The organism is Bradyrhizobium sp. Leo114, assembly GCF_055229415.2.
Genome location: NZ_JBUYEN020000013.1, coordinates 113,148 through 133,143, shown reverse-complemented (window position 1 = coordinate 133,143; position 19,996 = coordinate 113,148). Strand labels below are relative to the sequence as shown.

The window sequence follows — 19,996 nt, the reverse complement described above, 5'->3', positions numbered from 1 at the left end:
CGGCGCAAACGTCCGTCCCGCTCCGATATCGGAACGGGACGGATGCACCTATCACGGCCGCGTCATCTTGCAGGTGGTCGGCAGCATGGTCTGTGGCGTGTCGATCTTTGCCGCCAGCCGCCAGCCCCAGCCGGTGTTCTCCTCGTCGAACGGCTCCTTCTCGCTGCGGGTGCCGAATGAGGAGATGTAGATCGGCTGGAAGAACTGATGGTCGTCCTTGCGCATCACGCCGCTGCCGCCATCGAGAACCTCGAACTTCAGGTCCTCAAGCGCGGCGGCGACCTTCACCGGATCGATCGAGTTGGCTTTCTCGGCGGCGGCCTTGAACATGCGCATCTCGTTCACCGCGCGCGGATACCAGAGCGACAGGCCGACCTTGGCGCGGAACGCCTTCTCGAATTCCATCGCCGCCGGGTTGTCCGAGTTCGGGATGCCCTCGCTGATCTGGAACACCTGATGATCGAGACCGGTCTGCTTGATCGCAGTAGGGCCACCGGCGCCGCCGGCATAATAGGTGTACCAGTTGACCTTGAGCCCGGCATCGGCGGCCGCCTTGAGCAGCAGCGCGAAATCCTGTCCCCAATTGCCGGTCACCACGCTATCGGCGCCCGAGGCCTTGATCTTGGCGATGTAGGGCGAGAAGTCGGTGACCTTGAGCAGCGGGTGCAGCTCGTCGCCGACGACCTGGATGTCGGGCCGCTTCTCTCCCAGCATCTTGCGGGCCTGGGTCCGTACCGACTGGCCGAACGAATAGTCCTGGTTGATCAGGTAGACTTTCTTGATGGCCGCATTGCCCTTCATGTAGTTGGTCAGCGCTTCCATCTTGATGTCCGAGTTGGCATCCCAGCGGAAGTGCCAGAAGCTGCACTTCTCGTTGGTCATGCTCGGATCGACCGCGGCATAGTTGAAGTAGAGCACTTCCTTGCCGGGGTTGCGCGTGTTGTGCTTGGTCACGAAGTCCGCCAGCGCCGCGCCGACCGAGGAGCCGTTGCCCTGGGTGATGTAGTGGGCGCCTGCATCGATCGCCTTCTGGGCCTGGATGAGGCTTTCCTGCGGATTGGTCTTGTTGTCGAGCGGTATGATCTCGACCTTGTGGCCGAGAATACCGCCCTTGGCGTTCAGCTCATCGGCCAGATATTGGAACGTCTTCAACCCGCCTTCGCCGACACTGGCGCCGCCTCCGGAGAGAGGATCGATGTAACCGATCTTGACGGTCTCCTGCGCATAGGCGGCACCACCGAGCATCGGCAGGGCCAAGGCAATGACCCTCGTTATTTTGAGCATTTTTTGTTTCCTCGCTTGCGTCTACTCTAGCGCTAGCGCCTGTTGCGCAGCACAATTTCGGTCATACTGAGCAGAATGATCCTGCGTTGACAAGCCCGACGTCGGGCGGATTCCGCTACCGCGGGCAGAATGGCTCGCGCGGGATCTAAATGGCGTAGCTCTATCGGTAGTTCGCGTGCCGTGACCTCGCAATCGCGAGGTGCGAGCGCCGCCCGTCCCGAGTGGATGACGTCAGCGGCAGCGGTTCAGGCGCGTGCCCCCAGTCTGGCTCACGCGCGAAACTGGCGTCGGTAGAGGCCGGGTTCGCGATCGATGCGGGTGGTGAGGTCGTGCGCCCGCTGCGTCTCTTCTGATGTGAACGGCACGGTGCGCGCCGTCCAGTTCTCGCGCCTCACCGGAATGCATTGCGCGATCGGCGTGCCCTTCGGCAGCACGCCGCAGAAATTCACGTCGTGCCAGTAAGCGGGAAAGTGAATCCAGTTGTCGTGATAGCGATCGCAATCGACGAGGCCCGTCAGCGTGGTGAACGGCAGGTCGGGGCGATTGAACGGATGCGTAAAGAGCACCGCATAGCCTTCCGGCGCTTCGATCGTCCAGAGATTGTGGAATTTGATCAGGAAGCGATCGGCCTCGAACAAGGGCGAGCCAGTCACCTGGCTCGCATCATGAAATCCGATCGGCGAACGCACGAAGCTGACCGAGCCGCCCGGTGGCAGCTCGTTGTCCCAGGTGATCTCGCCGTTCTCGAATCTGAGATCGCACATCAGCGGGATCAGGAAGCCTGAGGTCATGGCATCGACAAAAGGCGGACAGCGCTTGACGGTGTTCTCTTCGCGCAGGTTGAGCGCGTTGAATGCCTGTGCAGGCATCGTCTTCAGCCAGTCCGGCAGCCCGAGCGCGGCCCGGATCGGCGGTGGCAGCACCCCCTCCAATTCCGCGGGGCAGCGGAAGGTCAGTGTCTGGGAGAGATCGGTATCGGGCACTTTTCTTGGTTATCGTTATGTGCGCTGTCGCTGGTTCGGCGCGCGACGAGGCTGCGCTGCTCCGGAAATCCGCGGCATACTGCCACACGCGGAACCGGACGGAAGATGGGGAGGCGTGAGGCCTGCCATGCGTGAGGCACGCCGAACATGAATTGTCGGTAATGAAATCCGCGGCAGCGGTCGCGCTTGCGGCTGGCGAGAGTCCGGTGAGAGGTAACGCAGGGTGGATGCGCATGGCCGCCGGCCGCATCCATGATCCCCACAGCGGCCGCAACTCGACGATCGCGATGAAGGGTGCAAACGCGCTGCGCGTCCAGGGCTGCGCCTTCGGCGGCATGTTCTGCGGCGGCCAGACCTGGAAGCGCGTGAGCTGATTGCTCCCACATCGTCATTGCGAGCGCAGCGAAGCAATCCATCTCTCCGCGCAAGTGCAAGCATGGATTGCTTCGCTGCGCTCGCAATGACGGCTGAGGGGTGGCGCGCCCATTCATCCGGCGTTCAGCCCCGCGCGGCTGATATCGCTGCCCTCGCCTGTGGTCTCTCGGGGATCTCTTGTGACGCCGCATCGGTTTTCTCTCGCACTCCTGTTTGCGATCGGCTTGTTGTTGGGCGGCACGGTGCACACGCCAGCCGCCGCGGCCGATTCGACGCAGCTCGCGCAGACGCAGCCCGTCCCTGCTCCAGCGCAGGCGCCGGCAACACAGGCACCGGACGCGCCGGCGGCAGATGCGCAGCAACCCACCGCCGAGCCGATCGGCAATGTCGCCGATCTCACCGGCAGCGCCAGCGTTATCAGAAACAACGCGACGACGGCGCTGCAGATCAGGGACGACATCTTCGCGGGCGACGTCGTGGAGACACGGGCCAAGTCGACGCTCGGCATCACCTTCAACGATGCCACGACGTTCAAGCTGTCGGCGAGCGCCAGGATCACGATCGACCGCTATGTCTATGACGAAGGCGGCAAGCAGAATGCCGGGATGTTCGACGTCGCCAAGGGCACGCTCGCCTTCGTTGCCGCAGGCGTCGCCAAGACCGGCGACATGCGGATATCGACGCCGACCGCGACGCTCGGCATTCGCGGCACCACCGGCCTGGTCGAGGTGCCCGAGGGCGCGACCGCGACGTCCAACAACGTTGCCATCAAACTCTATCCGGACGCCGACGGCCGCGTTGGCCGGATCGAGATCAATGACCGCGGCGGTGCGCAACTCGGCACGCTGACGCGCGGCGCCAGCGGTTTCACGATCCGGCCCGACGGAGTTGGTGGTGCGCGTTTCGCCGCGGTGCCGCTGACGATGTCGGCGCTGCAGATCCAGCGCGACCGCGGCTTCGTCCGCCAGCTCTACACCACGCAGAATTTCGGGCGGCAGCTCGTCAACGAGCAGCGCGCGTTCCGCCGTGCCAATCCCGGCGTGCCCTATCCGAACCGCGGCCAGCCGTTCCGGCCGGGTCCCCAGCGGCAGAACATGTTGCCGGGCCGGCAGCAACCCGGCGGGCCCGGCCGGCAGGGCCTGCAGCAGCGACCGGGCTCGCCGCAGCAGGCGCGGCCGTCGCGCGGCGACCAGCACGGACTGCCCGGTCAGCCCGGCGGCGCCGCCTTGCCGCGTAGCGGACAGCAAGGAGCTCCGCAGCAGGGTGGACAGCCACGCGCGCCGCAGCGCGTTGGTCAACCGCCATCGATCCGCCAAGGACAACCGCAACGCGGCGGATTCAGGCAGGGAGCACCCGGCGTGCAACGCCCCGGATTGCTGAACCGCCCCACGGTGCAACCACGACGGCAATTTCCATTGAGAGACGGCAGGAGAGAACGGCGCGGCGATTGAAATTCCGCTCGGAACTCAGCCCGGGTGCAGCGAACGCGTAACCTGGGACATCTGCGGCAACGTTTACGAGCGGTCCCGGGTTACGCTGACGCTCCACCCGGGCTACGGCGCAGTTCGTGTGGAGAGAGTTTGGCGCGCTCAGGCTGCGCGGCGGAGCCAGTCCCTGACGCGATCGATGAAATTCCTGCGCGGACGGTGGGCATCGATGACAACAGGCTCGATGTCAGGCGCAAACGACGGCTCGAGCTCGGCCTCGGGCGCTGGAGCCGACATCGCGGGCTCCACCGCCTCGGTGGCAGAGAGCGGCTCCTCCTGCGCGATGGGCGCATCGAGCTGCGCGGGCTCGGGCACAGTTGTCGGTTCGCTGACCGAAGGCGGCGTGACTGTGCGACGGGGCCGCCGCGTTGCCGGCTTGGCCGCCTTGCGTCGCGTGGCTTCGCTGAGGGCCGCGGCCTGCAGCGCGATCGGACCGACATTCTCGAGGAACGCACGCTCATGATCGCGCGACAGCCGCTCGAGAGCTTCGTCGAGCGGCAGCCAGTCGACCGCCTTGATGTCATACATCAATTCGTAAGCCTGCTCGTCGCCCGCTTCCATACGCCAGTAATGCACGACCTTGTAGCGACCGCCGGAATCGTAGACCAGCGTGCCCAGGAATTCGTGCACGGACACCGCATGCCCGGTCTCTTCCAGCACCTCGCGCTCGGCGGCCGCGCGCGGCGTCTCGCCGTCGTCGAGCTTGCCTTTGGGCAGCACCCATTCGTTCCGCTTGCGCAGGCGCACGACCGCGATCAGCGGCGTCGCTTGCCGCCGCAGCACAATGCCTCCCGCCGCCAGAACAGGCGCCCGTGCCATCCTTGCTCCCGAATTGCCCGAATGCCGAATCGTGTCGGGAGCATATAGGAGCTTCCAGCAGCAAAATCGAGATTGGATTCTCCGTCATTGCGAGGAGCGACAGCGACGAAGCAATCCACGTTTCCGCAAGTGGCGGCGTGGATTGCTTCGCTTCGCTCGCAACGACGGGAGAGAGTGAGTGCCGCGGCTCTACGCCAAAGGCTTTCGTAGCAGCGGCTCGCCCGCGCGGATGCGGGCGCCGTCGGTAACGTTATCGCAAAATTCGAAATGATCGGGGGCGAGCACGATGATGGTGGAGCCGTGCTCGAACCAGCCGAGCTCGTCGCCCTTGTGCGCACTGGCGTCGCACGGGAACGTGACCGGGCCCTTGGTCTGCGCATTCAGCGTGCGATCCAGGAAATGCAGGCGGATGCTCGCGACCAGGATCGCGGCGACCGGCACCAAGGTCAGCGGCTCGCCGGTGGAGAGGCGGGCCTCAAGCACCGCGCGCTCGTTCTTGCAGAACAGACGCTCGACCCGCTTCAGCGCGATCGGATTGACGTTCCAGACGTCGCCATGGATGAAGGTGACCTTCTCGATCCGGCAGTCCGCGGGCGCATGGAACCTGTGATACATGCTCGAGGTCAGCCGCAAGGTGATGAAGCGGCCGTTGCGGTGCTGCTCGACCAGAGCGGGATCGCCGAGCAGGTCGAGAAGCGCATAGGGCGCGCCCTTGATCTGAAATAGTTTGGAGTCCTCGATCCGGCCATGGGCGCCGACGATGGCGTCCGACGGGCTGGCGATGACCGCGGGGTCGGGGTCGAACGGCCGCAGCCCGGGCCGCAACTCCCGCGTGAAACAGTCGTGCAGGCTCTTGAATTCGGTCTTCTTGGCCTCCGACAGGTCGAGGTCGGAGAACAGCCGCCAGCAGGCGATCGAGAGGTCACGCACCACCGGGTTTTCGATCTTGGAGAACCAGCCCATGAAACGGGTCACGGCCGCCCGGGGGATGCGGTTGGTCAGCAGGAAATTCAGGTCCTCCTGCTGGGTTATCGACGAAATCAGGCCTCTGACTGTCATGAATCTGTTAGCTGCCGACGTTAGCGCTTCTGGCATGGAAACATCCCTTCCGATTCTCTCGCTGTCCGCCGCCGCGATTGCCGGCGCCGCTGCAGCTTTCCCCAAAATTCAGGCCCGCCTGGCGCTGTCGCGCGCCAAGCATCGCTCGCTGACCGGACATTCCAAGATGTCCAAGATGGTCGCGCGGCTGGTGCCTCATTACGAATTCGACATCGACAAATTCTTCGCGGTCGATGGCGCGCCGCGCGAGATCGCGATGCAGCGGCAGGACGGCTTCTTCCGCCTCGCCGGCCTCTACGCCCAGCGCTATGCCAAGGGCCGGCAGATGACGGCGGAGGCCGCGCAGCACATCTCCGACCTGCAGTTCACCGAGAGCTACCGCGTGCCGTTCCAGTTCAGCCGGCTGGTGCGCGAGCATCTGAGCACCAGCTCCTTCATGCAATCGTCCTCGGGCCTCACCGTTACCGATGTCGACGGCAACGTGTTCTACGATCTCACCGGCTCCTACGGCGTCAACATCTTCGGCAATGACTTCTACAAGGAGTGCATCGCCGAGGGTGAGAAGCGCGCCCACGCGCTCGGGCCGGTGCTCGGCCCCTACCACCCTGTTATCCTCGACAACGTCAAACGGCTCTGCGCGATCTCGGGCCTCGACGAAGTCTCGTTCCACATGTCCGGAACGGAAGCCGTGATGCAGGCGGTGCGGTTGGCGCGCTACCACACCCGCCGCACGCATCTTGTCCGCTTCGCCGGCGCCTATCACGGCTGGTGGGGCGACGTGCAGCCCGGCGTCGGCAACCCGGTCTCGCCGCACGAGACCTATACGCTCGCCGACATGTCGGAAAAGACGCTGCATGTGCTCCGCACGCGGCGCGACATCGCCTGCGTCCTGGTCAATCCGCTGCAGGCGCTGCATCCGAATTCCAACGCGCCCGGCGATTCCGCCCTGGTCGACAGTTCCCGCAGCGGCAGGTACGACCGCGACGCCTATACCGAATGGCTGAAGAAGCTGCGCGAGGTCTGCACCGAGCGCGGCATCGTCTTGATCTTCGACGAAGTATTCGTCGGCTTCCGTATCGCCGCCGGCGGCGCTCAGGAATATTTCGGCGTCCGCGCCGACATGGTGACCTACGGCAAGAGCCTCGCCGGCGGCCTGCCGGTCGGCGTGGTCTGCGGCCGCAAGGATTTGATGCGGCGCTTCCGCGACGACAGGCCCGCCGACGTCTGCTTCGCCCGCGGCACCTTCAATTCGCACCCCTACGTGATGACGGCGATGGATGAATTCCTGAGCCGGCTCGCCAGCCCGAATTTCCGTTCGGTCTATAACGGGCTGGACGAGACCTGGAACGGCCGCGCCAAGCAGCTCAACGACCGGCTGACCGCAGCGGAACTCCCGGTCCGCGTCTCCAATCTCTCGTCGATCTGGATGGTCCATTACACCGAGCCGTCCCGCTACAATTGGATGCTGCAGTACTACCTGCGGGCCGAAGGGCTGGCGCTGAGCTGGGTCGGCACCGGGCGCCTGATCTTCGGCCTGAACACCAGCGACGCCGATTTCACCGAAGTCGCCGACCGCTTCGTCGCCGCCGGCGAGAAGATGAAGCGCGACGGCTGGTGGTGGCAGAAGCCCGGCGTCACCAACAAGGACATCAAGCGGCAGATCCTGCGCGAGATGGTCGCCGGGAAGTTCGGGCGCTAGGCGCCTTTCTCTCCCCCTTCGCTTGTCATTCCGGGGCGATGCGAAAGCATCGAGCCCGGAATCCATTGCGCCGTCCGCGCCTGCCGCCAGATGGATTCCGGGTTCGCGCTGCGCGCGCCCTGGAATGACGGTGCCAGTGACAGGGCCTGAGACAAGCATGCCCGGGACTGGCCCGGGCATGACGCGAGTGAACACAGCGAAGTCAATTTGTTATCGGCAGTAGGCGCTCAGGCGTGCTTCTCTTCCAGCTCGCCAGCGAGGTGCAGGCCGGGATCGATCAGCTCGCCCTTCAGCAGCGCCAGCGGCGCCTTGTGATAGAGCATCAGGTCGTGGAATGGGTCGGTGATGATCTTGGTCATCCAGACCAGGCCGGTCTCGATGTCGCGGATGAAGAACAGGTGCACGGTGCGGAAGAGGAGACCGCCGATGCCGACCGCGAGCCAGATCTTGGCGACCTGACGGGTGAAGTCGAACACCGTTTCCCAGGGCGCGAACAGGCCGAACAGGGTCGGATCGGCGAACAGCACCAGCGGCGACAGCGCCCAGATCGCCATCAGCACGACCTTGCGCTGCAGGTTGTAGCCGACCTTGATCTCTTCCTTGTGCTCATGGGTGGCCTGGTTGATGTGGTCGTAGCCCCGCGGCTCGAAGAAGAAATGACCGGCCTGGCGCGAGGTCATCGAGACCAGCCAGCCGACCAGCGCCGAGATCGCCGGATCGAAGAACAGCATCACATAGGCAAACAGGAAGCTCAGGGCGCTGACGAAGTGCAGGCTCTGATTGATCCGGCTGTGATGATAATAGCGGTGGTCGTCCCAGCGCTGGGTACGCAGTTCCTGCAGAAAATTCTTGATCATTCTTTCCCCCAAGAGGATTTCGGGACGTGCTTACAGAGATTCGATGTACGCCGTGTGACATCATCATAATGACATATGACACGACGCAGCGACGCGGTGACGCAATGAGGCGATGGACTCCCCTCATCAAGGACTGACTCTCTCCCCTCATCCTGAGGAGCGCGGAACGCGCGTCTCGAAGGATGAGGCCACCAGCCGAGCCTCATGGTTCTCTAGGCGAAGCGAAGCTTCGTCCGGAGACGGCGCCCAAAGGGCGCCTCCTCACCATGAGGGTCAGGCAAAGTCAGGCGGCCTTCGCGACTTCAGCCTTGCGGAAGCGGACCAGCGAGAAATGGCCGAGCGGCGGGATCAGGCGGCGCTCCGCCAGCTCCACGCCCTTGGCGCCGGCAAGCCACTTGGTGTAGCGCGACCAGGCGAACTCGGCGGTGCGGAAGCCGAGCGGACGCACGACCGGCTGCAGCTTCTGCTCGATGAAGCGGCGCACGCCGGCATCGGCGCTGACGCGGGTCAGGATGATGAGCTCACCGCCCGGGCGCAGCACGCGCGCGAATTCGTCGAGCGCGGCTTCCGGATTCGGCACGGCAGTGACGACATATTGCGCCATCACCACGTCGAACGAGTTGTCGGGGAATTCGAGCTTCTCGGCGTCCATCACCGCGAGCCCCTCGATATTCTTCAGGCCGAGCTCAGCAACGCGCTTCTTCGCCTTGTCGAGCATCGCTTCCGAAATGTCGGTGCCGAAGATGCGGACATGCGGCGCGTAAAGCGGCAGCGAGATGCCGGTGCCGACACCGACCTCGAGCACACGGCCGCCGATCTTGTTGGTCGCCTGGATCGCCGCGGCCCGGCCCTTCTTGAACACGCCGCCGAACACGAGATCGTAGACCGGAGCCCAGCGGTCATAAGCCTGCTCGACCGTCTCGCGATCAAAATCCAACTGGCTGCTTCCGTCGAGTTTGATGATGTTGTCTGCCATCGAAGATACGCCTTCTAGTTCGAGAGCGGGGGTGACTCTTCTGCGAAACGTCGTCCCACTCTCTCCTCTTGTTTAAGCATGATCTCTTCGGAAAACCGGTTCCCGCTTTTCCGGATCATGCTTGAATTAACCTTGCACCGCACTCCGGCCGGCGACGCGCCGGGTCGAACGCAACACCCTGCTCGGCTGCAACGCCGAGAGATTGCCGATGAATTGCCGCGCGCTGTTCTCCCAGGAACGTTGCAGCGCGAAGTTCCTGCACGCCGCTCGCGACATCGTGAGCGCGCGCAGGCACGCGCTGCGCAGATCGTCATCGATCGCGCCGATCGGATGATCCGAGATCACGTCCTTCGGGCCGGTGACCGGAAACGCCGCCACCGGCGTGCCGCAAGCCAGCGCTTCGAGCTGAACCACGCCGAAGGTGTCGGTGAGACTCGGGAAAACGAACACGTCAGCCGCGGCGAGGTGCGAGGTGAGGTCCTGCCCGGTCTTCTCGCCGAGGAAGACGACGTTCGGATATTTGCGCGCGAGTTCCGCTCTCTGCGGGCCGTCGCCGACCACGACCTTGGTGCCCGGCAGATCCAGCGACAGGAACGCTTCGAGATTCTTCTCCACCGCCACGCGGCCCATGGCCATGAAGATCGGCCGCGGCAGATCGAGCTCGGCCGGACGATCGGGATTGAACAATTCGGTATTGACGCCGCGCGTCCAGAAGCCGAGCTTGCGAAAACCGCGTTCGGCCAGTTCCTGGCGGAGCGAGACCGTCGCCACCATCGTCATGGCGCCAGCCGCATGGAAGCGGCGCAGTATCCAGTAGCCGACGCTGGCCGGAAGCCCCGTACGGACCGACACATATTCCGGAAAGCGCGTCGTGTAGGAGGTCGTGAAAGCAAGCTTGTGGCGCAGGCAATAGCCGCGCACCGCCCAGCCGATCGGGCCTTCGGTCGCGATATGGATCGCCTCCGGCTCGGCCGCCTCGATCCGCCGCGCTATTTCGCGCCGGTTCGGCAGCGCCATGCGCAGCCCGGGATAGGTCGGCACGCCCAGGGACGGAAACCCTTCCGGTGTCAGGAAAGTGATCTCGGCGCCGAGGCCTGCCGCGCTACGCTGCAGCGACGTCAGCGTGCGCACCACGCCATTGACCTGCGGATGCCAGGCGTCGGTTGCAACTAATATCCGCATCTCGAAAACCCGAAGTGTTAATGATTCTTCGGGGCAGAAGTTCTGACATTGATATTTCAGGCGTATGACGTCATCGATATGTAAGGAAGGTTTTTCGGGCGGCTCACACGCTTTTTCGGCCAACATGACAGAACGATGTCAGAGACAAGCGAAGATCTGGCTCCAAAGCGCCCGCGGCGGAAGCGAAAAAACTATTCGCTGCTGATCCTCGCGGCCGGCCTCTTCCTGTTCGGCGTTGCCGCCAGCACGCTGTATTATTTTCTGCGGCCCGTGACGCTGACGATCGCGGTCGCCCCTCCCGGCAGCGACGACCAGAAGCTGATCCAGGCGCTGGCGCAGACCTTCGCCCGCGATCAGAGCCCGGTGCGCCTGTCGACGGTCGTGACCGAGAACGCCGCAGAAAGCATTGCGGCGTTGACCAGATCGAAGGTGGACATGGCGGTGGCGCGCGCCGACCTCAACCTGCCCGCCAACGCCGATGCAGTCGCGATCCTGCGCAAGAATGTCGTGGTGCTGTGGGCGCCTTCCGGCCTGCGCGCGAAGGGATCGAGGCGACCGCCGACGCCAAAGGTCAAGAGCCTCGACGATCTCGACGGCCATCGCATCGGCGTGATCGGACAGACGGACGCCAATGTCACGCTGCTGCGCGTGATCCTGAAGGAGTCCGGCGTCAATCCCGACAAGGTCGCGGTGACGCAATTCGCCGTCAACCAGACCACCGAAATGGCGCGCGATATGACGCTCGATGCCTACATGGCGGTCGGCCCGCTCGACAGCAAGATCACCGCGGGCGCGATCGCCGCGACGGCCGCCGCACGGGGCGCGCCGAAATTCCTGCCGATCGACGTTTCCGAGGCAATCGCCGCGAAGCATCCGCTCTATGAATCGGCGGAGATCGCGGGCAGCATCTTTTCATCCTCGCCGGCCTGGCCCGACGACAAGGTCGAGACCGTCAGCGTCGATCATCTCATCATCGCGCTGCACTCGTTCTCGGACACCTCGATCGGCGCTTTCGTCCGCCAGCTCTTCAACGTGCGCCAGCAGCTCGCGCGCGACGTGCCGGCGGCCGCGAACATCGAGAAGCCCGACACCGACAAGGACGCAGCACTGCCGGCACATCCGGGTGCAGCCGCCTATATCGACGGCACCGAGCGCACCTTCCTGGACAAATACAGCGACTACATCTGGTTCGCGATCCTGGGCCTGTCGGGCCTCGGATCGGTCGGCGCCTGGCTGCGGCATGCCTGGCGCCGCAACGAGCGCGACCGCTATCTCGATCATCGCGACAGCCTGCTGGCATTGATCACCAAGGCACGGCAGGCAGAGACGCCGGACGCGCTCGAGAAGATGCAGAGCGAGGCCGATGGCGTGCTGCGCGAGGCGCTCGACTGCTACGACGACGGCGCCATCGAGGAAGGCGACCTTTCCGCGATCGGGCTCGCGCTCGACCAGCTCCACCATGCCGTCGCCGACCGCCGCGCCATGCTCGGCATCGCTCCGCCGGACGCGCCGCGCATGCGCGACGCACTTCCCCCTCTCCCCGTTCTTACGGGGAGAGGGTCGGGGTGAGGGGCTCTCTCCGCGAACGCGGTTGGCGAATGGATTCGCGGAGGCCCCCCTCACCCGAAATTCAAGCTGCGCTTGATTTTCGACCTCTCCCCGCAAGCGGGGCGAGGTGAAGCCGAGCTCGCCCCTCGGCCTGCTCAAACACCCAGATACACCTGCCGGATATATTCGTCGCCGGCGAGTTCCTTGGCGCGGCCTTCGCGGACGGTGCGGCCGTGCTCGAGCACGTAGACGCGGTCGGCGATGCGCAAGGTCGCGGTGGCGTCCTGCTCGACGATCAGGATCGCGGTGCCGTCCTTCCTGATCTTCTCGATGGCGTCGAAGATCAGGCCCTTCAGCCGCGGCGCGATACCGACCGAGGGTTCGTCGAGCAGCAGCAATTCCGGGCGGCCCATCATGGCGCGACCGATCGCCACCATCTGCTGCTCGCCGCCCGACAGCGTGCTCGATTGCTGCTGCTGGCGTTCCTTCAACACCGGGAACAGCGCGAAGACGCGTTCGAGGTCTTCGGCGATCTCGGCCTTGTTGCTCCTGAGATAGGCACCGAGCTGCAGGTTCTTCAGGACAGATAGTTCCGGGAACAGCCGCCGCCCCTCGGGGCAGTGGCAGATACCGCGGGCGACGACGTCATAGGGCGGCAGACGCTCCAGCGTCTCGCCCTTGAATTTCAGCGTGCCGGTCGAGCCGATCGCCCGCGAGATCGCTTTCAACAGCGTGGTCTTGCCGGCGCCATTCGGGCCGAGCACGCCGACCAATTCGCCCTTGTCGACGGTGACGCTGACCTGCTCGACGGCCAGCGCCTTGCCGTAGCGCACGCTGAGATCTCTGACTTCAAGCAGAGGCATGCGCGGCCTCCGTCTTCCCGATATAGGCCTCGATCACGCGCGGGTTCCGCACGATCTCGGCCGGCGGCGCGATCGCGATGATCTCGCCGAAATCGATCGCGATGACGCGAGAGACCAGCGCCATGAACTCGCGCAGCTTGTGCTCGATCAAAAGGATCGTCAGCTTCTGCTCGCGGTGCAGCCGCTTGATCAATTGCGCCAGCGGCTCGATCTCGCTGCTGCCGAGCCCCGCGAAGGGTTCGTCAAGCAGCAACAGGTTCGGCTTGGTCGCAAGCGCACGCGCGATCTCCAGCCGCCGCAGATCGCCATAAGGCAGCGTCTCGACCGGCTCGCGCGCTTTGGCGCCGAGCCCGACCTGGTCGAGCAGCTCCTGCGCACGCGCCTCCTTGTCATGCGCATCGCGCGCCCGCGGCGACAGGCAGGCGACGACGACGTTCTCAAGCACCGTCATACCGAGGAAGGGACGCGTAAGCTGGAAGGTGCGGGCGACGCCGCGGTTGACGATCTTGTGCGGCGCCAGCCCGCGGAGTTCCTGCCCCTCGAACAGGACGCTGCCGGTATCAGCGGCGATGAAGCCGGTGAGCAGGTTGAACAGCGTGGTCTTGCCGGCGCCGTTCGGCCCGAGAATGCCGGTGAGTTCGCCGGGCTCCAGCGAGAAGCTGACGTTCTTGGTGGCAGTGAGACCGCCGAAGCGCTTGGAGAGTTCTTTGACCTCAAGAATGGCGCTCATCGGAAGCGCTCCGTCAGCCGCCGCCACAGCGGTGCGATCAGCCCGTTGGGGAGGAAGAACAGGATCAGCATCAAGGTCAGCGTATAGACCCAGAGCCGGTATTCGCCGAACGTGCGCAGCAGTTCGGTCAAAAGCGTCAGCATGATCGCGCCAAGCGCCGGCCCATAGATCGAGCCGATGCCGCCGACATAGACCATGATGATCACCGTGATCGACACCACGACCGAGAACAGCGGCGGGCTCACCTGCAACTGGTAATGCGCGTAGAGCGCGCCGCCGAGGCCGGCGAAGGCCGCGCTGATGGTCAGCGAAGCGATCTTGTAGAAGGTGACGTTGATGCCGGCGGCCTGACAGGTCGCTTCGTCGCCGCGGATCGCGCGCAGCAACAGTCCCCAATGCGACTGCGCAAGCGCGGTGAGGATCGCCACTGCCGCGACGAGGATCGCGAGCACAAACCAGTAGTAGTGCAGCGGCGATTGGATCAGCGGATCGAGGCCGTAAAGTCCTTCCTCGCCACCGCTATACTCCCAGAAGATCAGGCAGAGCCGCTGCATGATGGCGGAGGCCGACAGCATGGCAAGCGCAAAATACGGCCCGCGCAGCCGCAGCGTCGGGAAGCCGACGATCAGGCTGAAGGCGACCGCGACCACCACCGCCGTCGGCAGGCTGTACCAGGGATTGGCGTACCAGGCGGTGGCGAGGAAGCCCGCGGTATAGGCGCCGGCGCCGATGAACAGCGAGTGTCCGAAATTCTCGCGGCCGGTGAGGCCGGACATGAAGTCCCAGCTCGCCGCCCAGATCGCGTAGATCACGCAGACGGTGAGGACGCCGGTGAAATAGCTGCTGTTGAGCAGCACCGGCGCGAGCGCCAATAGCGCCACGACGACGATGGCGCCGGAAAGGTCGACGATAGAAAGCTGCTTCATCAGAACGCCGCCCGCCGACCGAGCAATCCGGACGGCTTGATCATCAATGTCGTGACGACCGCGACCAGCGACACCAGTTCGGTCCATGAGGACGAAATGAGGTAGGCGACGATGGTCTCGGAATAGCCGAGCAGGAGCGCGGCCAGGATGCTGCCCGGGATCGATCCGAGCCCGCCGACGATGACGATGGCGAAGGCCTTCACCATCGGCAATAAGCCCATGGTCGGCTGCACCGTGAGGAACGGCGAGACCAGGACGCCCGCGAGCGCCGCGGTCCCGGCCGAGATCGCCATCACCACCGAGAAGATGCGGTTGGTGGGAATGCCCATATATTGCGCGGCCTCCGGATCCTGCGACACCGCGAGGATCGCAGCCCCAAGCCGCGTGCGCTGGATGAACAACCACAGCAGGAGGAGCACCAGCACGCCGGCGATCAAGGCAAGCAGCCGCTGCCCGCCGATGTCGACGCCGCCGATGGAAATCTTGTCCGCCACGAAGGACGGCACGTTGCGGTATTCGGAACCGAAGGTGATGAACAACCCCTGCTCGACCGCGAGCGACACCGAGAGCGTGATCATGAGGACCGCGAGCTGCGAATAGCGCAGCGGACGGACCAGGAAACGCTCCATCAACACGCCGAACAGTGCAACCACCAGCACCGCGAGCGGTGCCGCGATGAGCAATGGCCAATGCAACAGGCCGGTGAAGACATAGGCCGCATAGGCGCCGAGCGCGTAGAACGCGCCATGGGCGAGGTTGAGAATCCGCGCCACACCGAAGATCAGCGTGAAGCCGACCGCGAGCATGGCATAGATCGCGCTCGACACCGCGCCATAGATCAGAATTTCAAGCATGTTATCCCTGTCGAACGTCGCGAGTCGGGGCGACCGGCCACACCACTAGGTGAGCCGATCGACCAACGAGAACAGACGCGATCAGTTGCTCATCCAGGGCGGAGCGATCATCTTGCCGGTGGCCGCTTCCTTTGGCCAGACCACGACGCGCTCGCCGTTCGGCTGCCACTGCACGAACAAGAGGTTCTGCAGGCCGGGGCCGGTCTTGACATCATGCAACTCGTCGAACACCAGCTTGCCGGCGATGCCGACATGGTCGGTCTTCTCAAGTTCCTTGATGACGGCGTCGGCTTCGGTCGACTTGGCGCGGGCAACCGCGTCGGCATAGACGTAGACCGCATCATAGGCGCCGATGCCGGTGTAGACAGGCGCGGTGCCGTAGCGTTTGACGAATTCATCCCAGAACGGAATGGTCTTCGGCGTCAGCGGCGCGCGGATCGCGAACATGCCAACCGTTTCGCTGTTGGCCTTGCCGCCGACGCGGCTGAAGAAGTCGGCGTCCTGGCTCTTGACGTCGATACCGCCGATCGGGATCGGCACCTGCGCGTCATGCCACTGCTTGACGAACACGTCCGACGAGGCGTGCGAGAGGATCACGATCAGGTATTGCGCGCCGCTGTCCTTGACCTTGGCAAACAGCGGCGAGAAGTCCGCGGTCGAGGTGTCGAAGAATTCGGCGAGCTTCACCTCGGTGCCACCGTCGATCGCGCCCTTCTTGAGGATCGGCACCAGATCCTGCACCCATTTCGCGTTCTCACCGACGATCGCGATCTTGGTGTACTTCATGTCGTCCTTGAGCTTGCCATTGATGAAGTCGACAAGCGCGCGGGCCTGGTGCGCCGCGTTGATCGGGAAGGCGCGGAAAATATACTTGTAATTGTCGTAGTCGGCCTTCACCTTCGCGGTGATTGCGGGCGAAGCGGCACCGACGCCGATATAGATGGTCTTGGCGCGGGAGATGTGCGGCAATTGCGCCAGCGTGACGCCGGAGGTGTAGCCGCCGATCAGCACGTCGACCTTGTCGTCGGCGGTGAGCTTCTTTATCGCGGCAATCCCCTGCTCGGGGTTCTCGGTTTCGTCGGCGACGACGATCTCGAGCTTGCGGCCGAGCACGCCGCCCTTGGCGTTAATCTCGTCGGCCGCCAGCTTCGCTGCATTCTGGGTGTCGCGCCCGACCTGGAGCTGGATGGAGGTCGGCACACCGATACGGATGGGCTGCTGGGCTAAAGCGGTTTGGGCGGAAAAACCGAGACCGAGAATGCTCGCGGCTGCGAGCCATTTCAAGAATGGCTTCATTTCTAAACTCCCTGCCGCAACAGGTCTTTTTGCCTGATGCGTTTGTTTTTCTTTTAATTGGACCAACAGTTTGCCCGCGACGCAAACGGCAAGTCAAGAACGTAGGTTGGGCAGCCGGCGCGCAGCGACGAAATCTTAACGAAACAATTCCTTACCCCCACGAAACCATTTTGGCGATTTCGTGCAAATGTCCCGAAACGCTTGACCTGTATTGGATCACATCAACGAGGCGCTAAACCGCAAGCGGCGCCACAGGGTGTAGTCAGACAGGGGTCGATAATGTTTAATTCCATTAAGCGAAACTCGCGTCTCGCCGCCGCCGCATTTGGCGCGCTGGCGATTGGCACCATTGGTTTTTCTACATCGAGCGCGGCCGCACCGCTGCCGTTCTTCCCGTTCCTCATGACGCCGCCGACCGAAGCCGCGCCGCCGCCATCCGTCGAGGCTACGCCGCCGCAGGGTGAGGGCCGGTTCGAACTGCCCGCGCGCCTGCGCCGCCAGGTGGTCAATTACGCGACGCGTGAAGCGCCCGGCACGATCATCATCGATACCCCGCACACCTATCTCTATTATGTGCTCGGCAACGGCCAGGCGCTCCGCTATGGCATCGGTGTTGGCCGCGACGGCTTCACCTGGTCCGGCGTCCAGACCATCACCAAGAAGGCGGAATGGCCGGATTGGACCCCGCCGCCGGAAATGATCGCCCGCCAGCCCTACCTGCCGCGCTACATGGCCGGCGGCCCCGGCAACCCGCTCGGCGCCCGCGCCATGTATCTCGGCGGCACCGTCTATCGCATCCATGGCACCAATGCGCCGGAGACGATCGGCACCCACGTTTCCTCCGGCTGCCTGCGGCTGATCAACGAGGACGTGATCGACCTCTATTCTCGGGTCAACGTCGGAACCAAGGTGATCGTGCTGCCGATGACCGACCGCCGCGCCGATCTCGGTACGACGGTGCGATAAGCGCTGAAAGACTGGATTCAAGAGCGGCTCCGGCATTGGCCGGGGCCGTTTTCATTTCGCGGGCTCTCGTAGCCGGGGTGGAGCGCAGCGCAACCCGGGACGTCTGCATCCGCGCCGCAGGTCCCGGGTTACGCTGACGCTTCACCCGGGCTACGGACGGCCATGTTCAACCAAACGGCGCGCGACCCAGAAACGCCGCAACACGGACACCGACCCGCCGCACTGGCGCATCTTTCCCCTTCCCTATAATAAGCAAATCGGGGGTTTCTCGATCCGGGGGAATGATGCGTCTGCCGATGCGTCCGAAGACGATAGTGATTGGCGTCGTGGTGATTGCGGCGTCGTTCCTGATCAGCCTGAAGGCTATGGACTGGCTGTCGCCGCATGCCGCGGTGCCGGCACCGCCGCTGGCCGAATTGCCGCCGCTGCCGCCGGCGCCGCGCAGCTCGGTGGTGATGGCGCCGGTCGCCATTGCGCTGTCAGCGATCCGCGACGTCGCCGACCGCGGTACGCCGAAGAATTTCAACGGCAAGGCCGACAATCCGGTGCCGCAGATCCTGCAGAATGCCGATATCGGCTGGACCGCCTCGCGTGGGCCGATCGCGGCGACCGGAGCAGAGGACGTGCTGTCGCTCACCACGCCGCTGACGGGTGCGCTGAACGTCACAGGCTCGCTGTCGGCGAAGGCGACGGGCGCGATCGGCGACGTGCTCGGTAGCCTGCTCGGCGCCAATGCGGCCAAGCAGATCGGCGACATCAACATCAAACAGATCAATGCCAACGCCGAGATCAAAGGCAATGTGGTCGTCACCTCGCGGCCCCGGCTGGCCGCAGCCTGGCGTATCGAGCCAAACCTGCAGGCGCAGGTCAATCTCGGCGACACCGGCCTGTCGGTCGCAGGCGTCCGCGTCAACGTGCCGGCGCAGGTCAAGCCGCTGATCGACAAGACCGTCGCCGACCAGTTGACCGCCGTGCAGACGAAGATGCGCAACGATCCGACCTTCGAGCAGAATGCGCGCGCGCAATGGGCGAAAGCCTGCCGCTCGATTCCGCTGCAGGGCGCGGGTGCGGTCGCCAACATGCCGCCAATGTGGCTGGAGCTTCGCCCGATCCGTGCGCTGGCGGCGCAGCCGCGTGTCGACGCTTCCGCGGTAACGCTGACGCTCGGCATCGAAGCGGAGACCCGGATCACGGAGGCGCCGACCAAGCCGGACTGCCCGTTCCCATCGACGATCCTGATCGGGCCGCAGACGCCGGGCCATGTCAGCATCGGCATGCCTGTCGACATGTCCTTTGTGTCGCTGACAAAGCTTTTGGAGGCGCAGCTCGCCGGCAAGACCTTCCCGGAGGATGGCTCCGGTCCGGTCGACGTCACGGTGAAGCACGCGAGCGTGGCGGCCTCCGGCGATCGCCTTCTGATCTCGCTGCTGGTGAACGCGAAGGAGAAGAAGAGCTTCTTCGGCTTCGGCGCCGAGGCAACCGTGCACATCTGGGGACGGCCGGTGCTGGACCAGGCGCAACAGATCGTGCGGCTGACCGATATCGAGCTGGCGGTCGAATCCGAGGCCGCCTTCGGCCTGCTGGGTGCTGCGGCACGCGCCGCCGTGCCGCAGCTGCAGCGCGCACTCGCGGAGAAGATGACCGTCGACCTGAAGCCGTTCGCGAGCAACGCCCGCGAGAAGCTCGCCGCTGCGATCGCCGATTACCAGAAGAACGACGACGGCGTGAAGGTTTCGACCGAGATCACGAGCCTGCGACTCGCCGGCATCGCCTTCGACTCCAAGACGCTGCGCGTGATCGTGGAAACCGAAGGCGCGATCGACGTCTCCATCAAGAAGCTGCCGACCCTTTGAGGTTCTCCCTCGCCCCGCTCTTGCGGGGACCGCCGTAGCCCGGGTGGAGCGGAACGCGTAACCGGGGGCCGCTCGTCAATGCTGATACAGACGTCCCGGGTTGCGCTGCGCTCCACCCGGGCTATGGGCTGCGCGTGAGCAAACCTCCCTGCCGCCTTGTTCGCGGTCCAGGGCTTTGCCGCCGTGATGGCACCGGATAGAACTGGCGGCGTTAATAAAAATCCTCAACAAGAAGTTAG

17 protein-coding genes and 1 pseudogene are annotated in these 19,996 nt (G+C 64.4%); 6 read left to right on the top strand and 12 right to left on the bottom strand.

Annotation, left to right across the window (positions count from 1 at the left end):
• Positions 1-51: 51 nt before the first annotated feature.
• Both ACZIRK_RS18010 and ACZIRK_RS18005 read right to left on the bottom strand, forming a co-directional pair.
• Positions 52-1,284 carry a branched-chain amino acid ABC transporter substrate-binding protein gene (locus ACZIRK_RS18010; protein WP_463327842.1) on the bottom strand — a complete coding sequence of 411 codons (1,233 nt, stop codon included), beginning with the start codon at positions 1,282-1,284 and terminating at the stop codon, positions 52-54.
• Positions 1,285-1,553: 269 nt separating this feature from the next.
• Entirely contained in the window at positions 1,554-2,267 is a 714-nt protein-coding gene (locus ACZIRK_RS18005) for a hypothetical protein (protein WP_463327841.1), read from the bottom strand.
• A gap of 239 nt (positions 2,268-2,506) precedes the next feature.
• Between ACZIRK_RS18005 and ACZIRK_RS18000 the strand changes: the two are divergent.
• Together ACZIRK_RS18000 and ACZIRK_RS17995 are read left to right on the top strand one after the other, a co-directional pair.
• Positions 2,507-2,641: pseudogene (locus ACZIRK_RS18000) on the top strand (DUF2147 domain-containing protein); the annotation flags it as partial.
• 180 nt (positions 2,642-2,821) lie between these two features.
• On the top strand, positions 2,822-4,093 hold the full coding sequence (locus ACZIRK_RS17995; protein WP_463327840.1) for a FecR family protein: 1,272 nt from the start codon (positions 2,822-2,824) through the stop codon (positions 4,091-4,093).
• Between the two features lie 138 nt (positions 4,094-4,231).
• Here the strand turns inward: ACZIRK_RS17995 and ACZIRK_RS17990 are convergent, their stop codons facing one another.
• Both ACZIRK_RS17990 and asd read right to left on the bottom strand, forming a co-directional pair.
• Positions 4,232-4,948, bottom strand: a complete 717-nt coding sequence (locus tag ACZIRK_RS17990) for an NUDIX hydrolase (protein ID WP_463327839.1) — start codon at positions 4,946-4,948, stop codon at positions 4,232-4,234.
• A 189-nt stretch (positions 4,949-5,137) separates the two neighbouring features.
• Positions 5,138-6,007, bottom strand: a complete 870-nt coding sequence (gene asd / locus ACZIRK_RS17985) for an archaetidylserine decarboxylase (protein WP_463327838.1) — start codon at positions 6,005-6,007, stop codon at positions 5,138-5,140.
• A gap of 34 nt (positions 6,008-6,041) precedes the next feature.
• Here asd and ACZIRK_RS17980 point away from each other — a divergent pair, with 34 nt between their 5' ends.
• Positions 6,042-7,706, top strand: a complete 1,665-nt coding sequence (locus ACZIRK_RS17980) for an aminotransferase class III-fold pyridoxal phosphate-dependent enzyme (RefSeq protein ID WP_463327837.1) — start codon at positions 6,042-6,044, stop codon at positions 7,704-7,706.
• 227 nt (positions 7,707-7,933) lie between these two features.
• Here ACZIRK_RS17980 and ACZIRK_RS17975 read toward each other — a convergent pair whose 3' ends face one another.
• The 3 genes from ACZIRK_RS17975 to ACZIRK_RS17965 form a co-directional block, all read right to left on the bottom strand.
• Positions 7,934-8,563 carry a membrane protein gene (locus ACZIRK_RS17975; RefSeq protein ID WP_028168105.1) on the bottom strand — a complete coding sequence of 210 codons (630 nt, stop codon included), beginning with the start codon at positions 8,561-8,563 and terminating at the stop codon, positions 7,934-7,936.
• A gap of 283 nt (positions 8,564-8,846) precedes the next feature.
• Positions 8,847-9,539 carry a class I SAM-dependent methyltransferase gene (locus tag ACZIRK_RS17970; RefSeq protein ID WP_028168106.1) on the bottom strand — a complete coding sequence of 231 codons (693 nt, stop codon included), beginning with the start codon at positions 9,537-9,539 and terminating at the stop codon, positions 8,847-8,849.
• 126 nt (positions 9,540-9,665) lie between these two features.
• Complete coding sequence (locus ACZIRK_RS17965; protein WP_456642410.1) at positions 9,666-10,721, bottom strand: glycosyltransferase family 4 protein; 1,056 nt, start codon at positions 10,719-10,721, stop codon at positions 9,666-9,668.
• 135 nt (positions 10,722-10,856) lie between these two features.
• Here ACZIRK_RS17965 and ACZIRK_RS17960 point away from each other — a divergent pair, with 135 nt between their 5' ends.
• A complete protein-coding gene (locus tag ACZIRK_RS17960; RefSeq protein ID WP_456642409.1) occupies positions 10,857-12,290 on the top strand; it encodes a TAXI family TRAP transporter solute-binding subunit in 1,434 nt (477 codons plus the stop codon).
• A gap of 134 nt (positions 12,291-12,424) precedes the next feature.
• Here the strand turns inward: ACZIRK_RS17960 and ACZIRK_RS17955 are convergent, their stop codons facing one another.
• The 5 genes from ACZIRK_RS17955 to ACZIRK_RS17935 all read right to left on the bottom strand — a co-directional run bounded on the left by ACZIRK_RS17955 (position 12,425) and on the right by ACZIRK_RS17935 (position 16,938).
• Positions 12,425-13,132 carry an ABC transporter ATP-binding protein gene (locus tag ACZIRK_RS17955; protein WP_028168965.1) on the bottom strand — a complete coding sequence of 236 codons (708 nt, stop codon included), beginning with the start codon at positions 13,130-13,132 and terminating at the stop codon, positions 12,425-12,427.
• Positions 13,119-13,862 (bottom strand): ABC transporter ATP-binding protein, encoded by a 744-nt coding sequence (locus tag ACZIRK_RS17950; RefSeq protein WP_130226454.1) that lies wholly within the window; start codon positions 13,860-13,862, stop codon positions 13,119-13,121. Before ACZIRK_RS17950 ends, ACZIRK_RS17955 begins: the two co-directional genes overlap by 14 nt.
• Entirely contained in the window at positions 13,859-14,788 is a 930-nt protein-coding gene (locus ACZIRK_RS17945) for a branched-chain amino acid ABC transporter permease (protein WP_028168963.1), read from the bottom strand. Before ACZIRK_RS17945 ends, ACZIRK_RS17950 begins: the two co-directional genes overlap by 4 nt.
• Complete coding sequence (locus ACZIRK_RS17940; protein WP_028168962.1) at positions 14,788-15,642, bottom strand: branched-chain amino acid ABC transporter permease; 855 nt, start codon at positions 15,640-15,642, stop codon at positions 14,788-14,790. Before ACZIRK_RS17940 ends, ACZIRK_RS17945 begins: the two co-directional genes overlap by 1 nt.
• An 81-nt stretch (positions 15,643-15,723) precedes the next feature.
• On the bottom strand, positions 15,724-16,938 hold the full coding sequence (locus ACZIRK_RS17935; protein WP_130226455.1) for an ABC transporter substrate-binding protein: 1,215 nt from the start codon (positions 16,936-16,938) through the stop codon (positions 15,724-15,726).
• Between the two features lie 279 nt (positions 16,939-17,217).
• Here ACZIRK_RS17935 and ACZIRK_RS17930 point away from each other — a divergent pair, with 279 nt between their 5' ends.
• On the top strand, positions 17,218-17,904 hold the full coding sequence (locus ACZIRK_RS17930; protein ID WP_463327836.1) for a L,D-transpeptidase: 687 nt from the start codon (positions 17,218-17,220) through the stop codon (positions 17,902-17,904).
• A 284-nt stretch (positions 17,905-18,188) separates the two neighbouring features.
• The gene (locus ACZIRK_RS17925; RefSeq protein WP_463327877.1) at positions 18,189-19,757 is read left to right on the top strand and encodes a DUF4403 family protein; all 1,569 of its coding nucleotides are present in this window, start codon (positions 18,189-18,191) and stop codon (positions 19,755-19,757) included.
• Positions 19,758-19,996: the final 239 nt, after the last annotated feature.

Coding starts and splice junctions, on each gene's coding strand:
- ACZIRK_RS17930 (WP_463327836.1), top strand. CDS start 17,218: ATGTTTAATTCCATTAAGCGAAACTCGCGTCTCGCCGCCGCCGCATTT.
- ACZIRK_RS17945 (WP_028168963.1), bottom strand. CDS start 14,788: ATGAAGCAGCTTTCTATCGTCGACCTTTCCGGCGCCATCGTCGTCGTG.
- asd (WP_463327838.1), bottom strand. CDS start 6,007: ATGACAGTCAGAGGCCTGATTTCGTCGATAACCCAGCAGGAGGACCTG.
- ACZIRK_RS17970 (WP_028168106.1), bottom strand. CDS start 9,539: ATGGCAGACAACATCATCAAACTCGACGGAAGCAGCCAGTTGGATTTT.
- ACZIRK_RS18010 (WP_463327842.1), bottom strand. CDS start 1,284: ATGCTCAAAATAACGAGGGTCATTGCCTTGGCCCTGCCGATGCTCGGT.
- ACZIRK_RS17960 (WP_456642409.1), top strand. CDS start 10,857: ATGTCAGAGACAAGCGAAGATCTGGCTCCAAAGCGCCCGCGGCGGAAG.
- ACZIRK_RS17940 (WP_028168962.1), bottom strand. CDS start 15,642: ATGCTTGAAATTCTGATCTATGGCGCGGTGTCGAGCGCGATCTATGCC.
- ACZIRK_RS17990 (WP_463327839.1), bottom strand. CDS start 4,948: ATGGCACGGGCGCCTGTTCTGGCGGCGGGAGGCATTGTGCTGCGGCGG.
- ACZIRK_RS17925 (WP_463327877.1), top strand. CDS start 18,189: ATGCGTCTGCCGATGCGTCCGAAGACGATAGTGATTGGCGTCGTGGTG.
- ACZIRK_RS17935 (WP_130226455.1), bottom strand. CDS start 16,938: ATGAAGCCATTCTTGAAATGGCTCGCAGCCGCGAGCATTCTCGGTCTC.
- ACZIRK_RS17950 (WP_130226454.1), bottom strand. CDS start 13,862: ATGAGCGCCATTCTTGAGGTCAAAGAACTCTCCAAGCGCTTCGGCGGT.
- ACZIRK_RS17980 (WP_463327837.1), top strand. CDS start 6,042: ATGGAAACATCCCTTCCGATTCTCTCGCTGTCCGCCGCCGCGATTGCC.
- ACZIRK_RS17955 (WP_028168965.1), bottom strand. CDS start 13,132: ATGCCTCTGCTTGAAGTCAGAGATCTCAGCGTGCGCTACGGCAAGGCG.
- ACZIRK_RS17975 (WP_028168105.1), bottom strand. CDS start 8,563: ATGATCAAGAATTTTCTGCAGGAACTGCGTACCCAGCGCTGGGACGAC.
- ACZIRK_RS17965 (WP_456642410.1), bottom strand. CDS start 10,721: ATGCGGATATTAGTTGCAACCGACGCCTGGCATCCGCAGGTCAATGGC.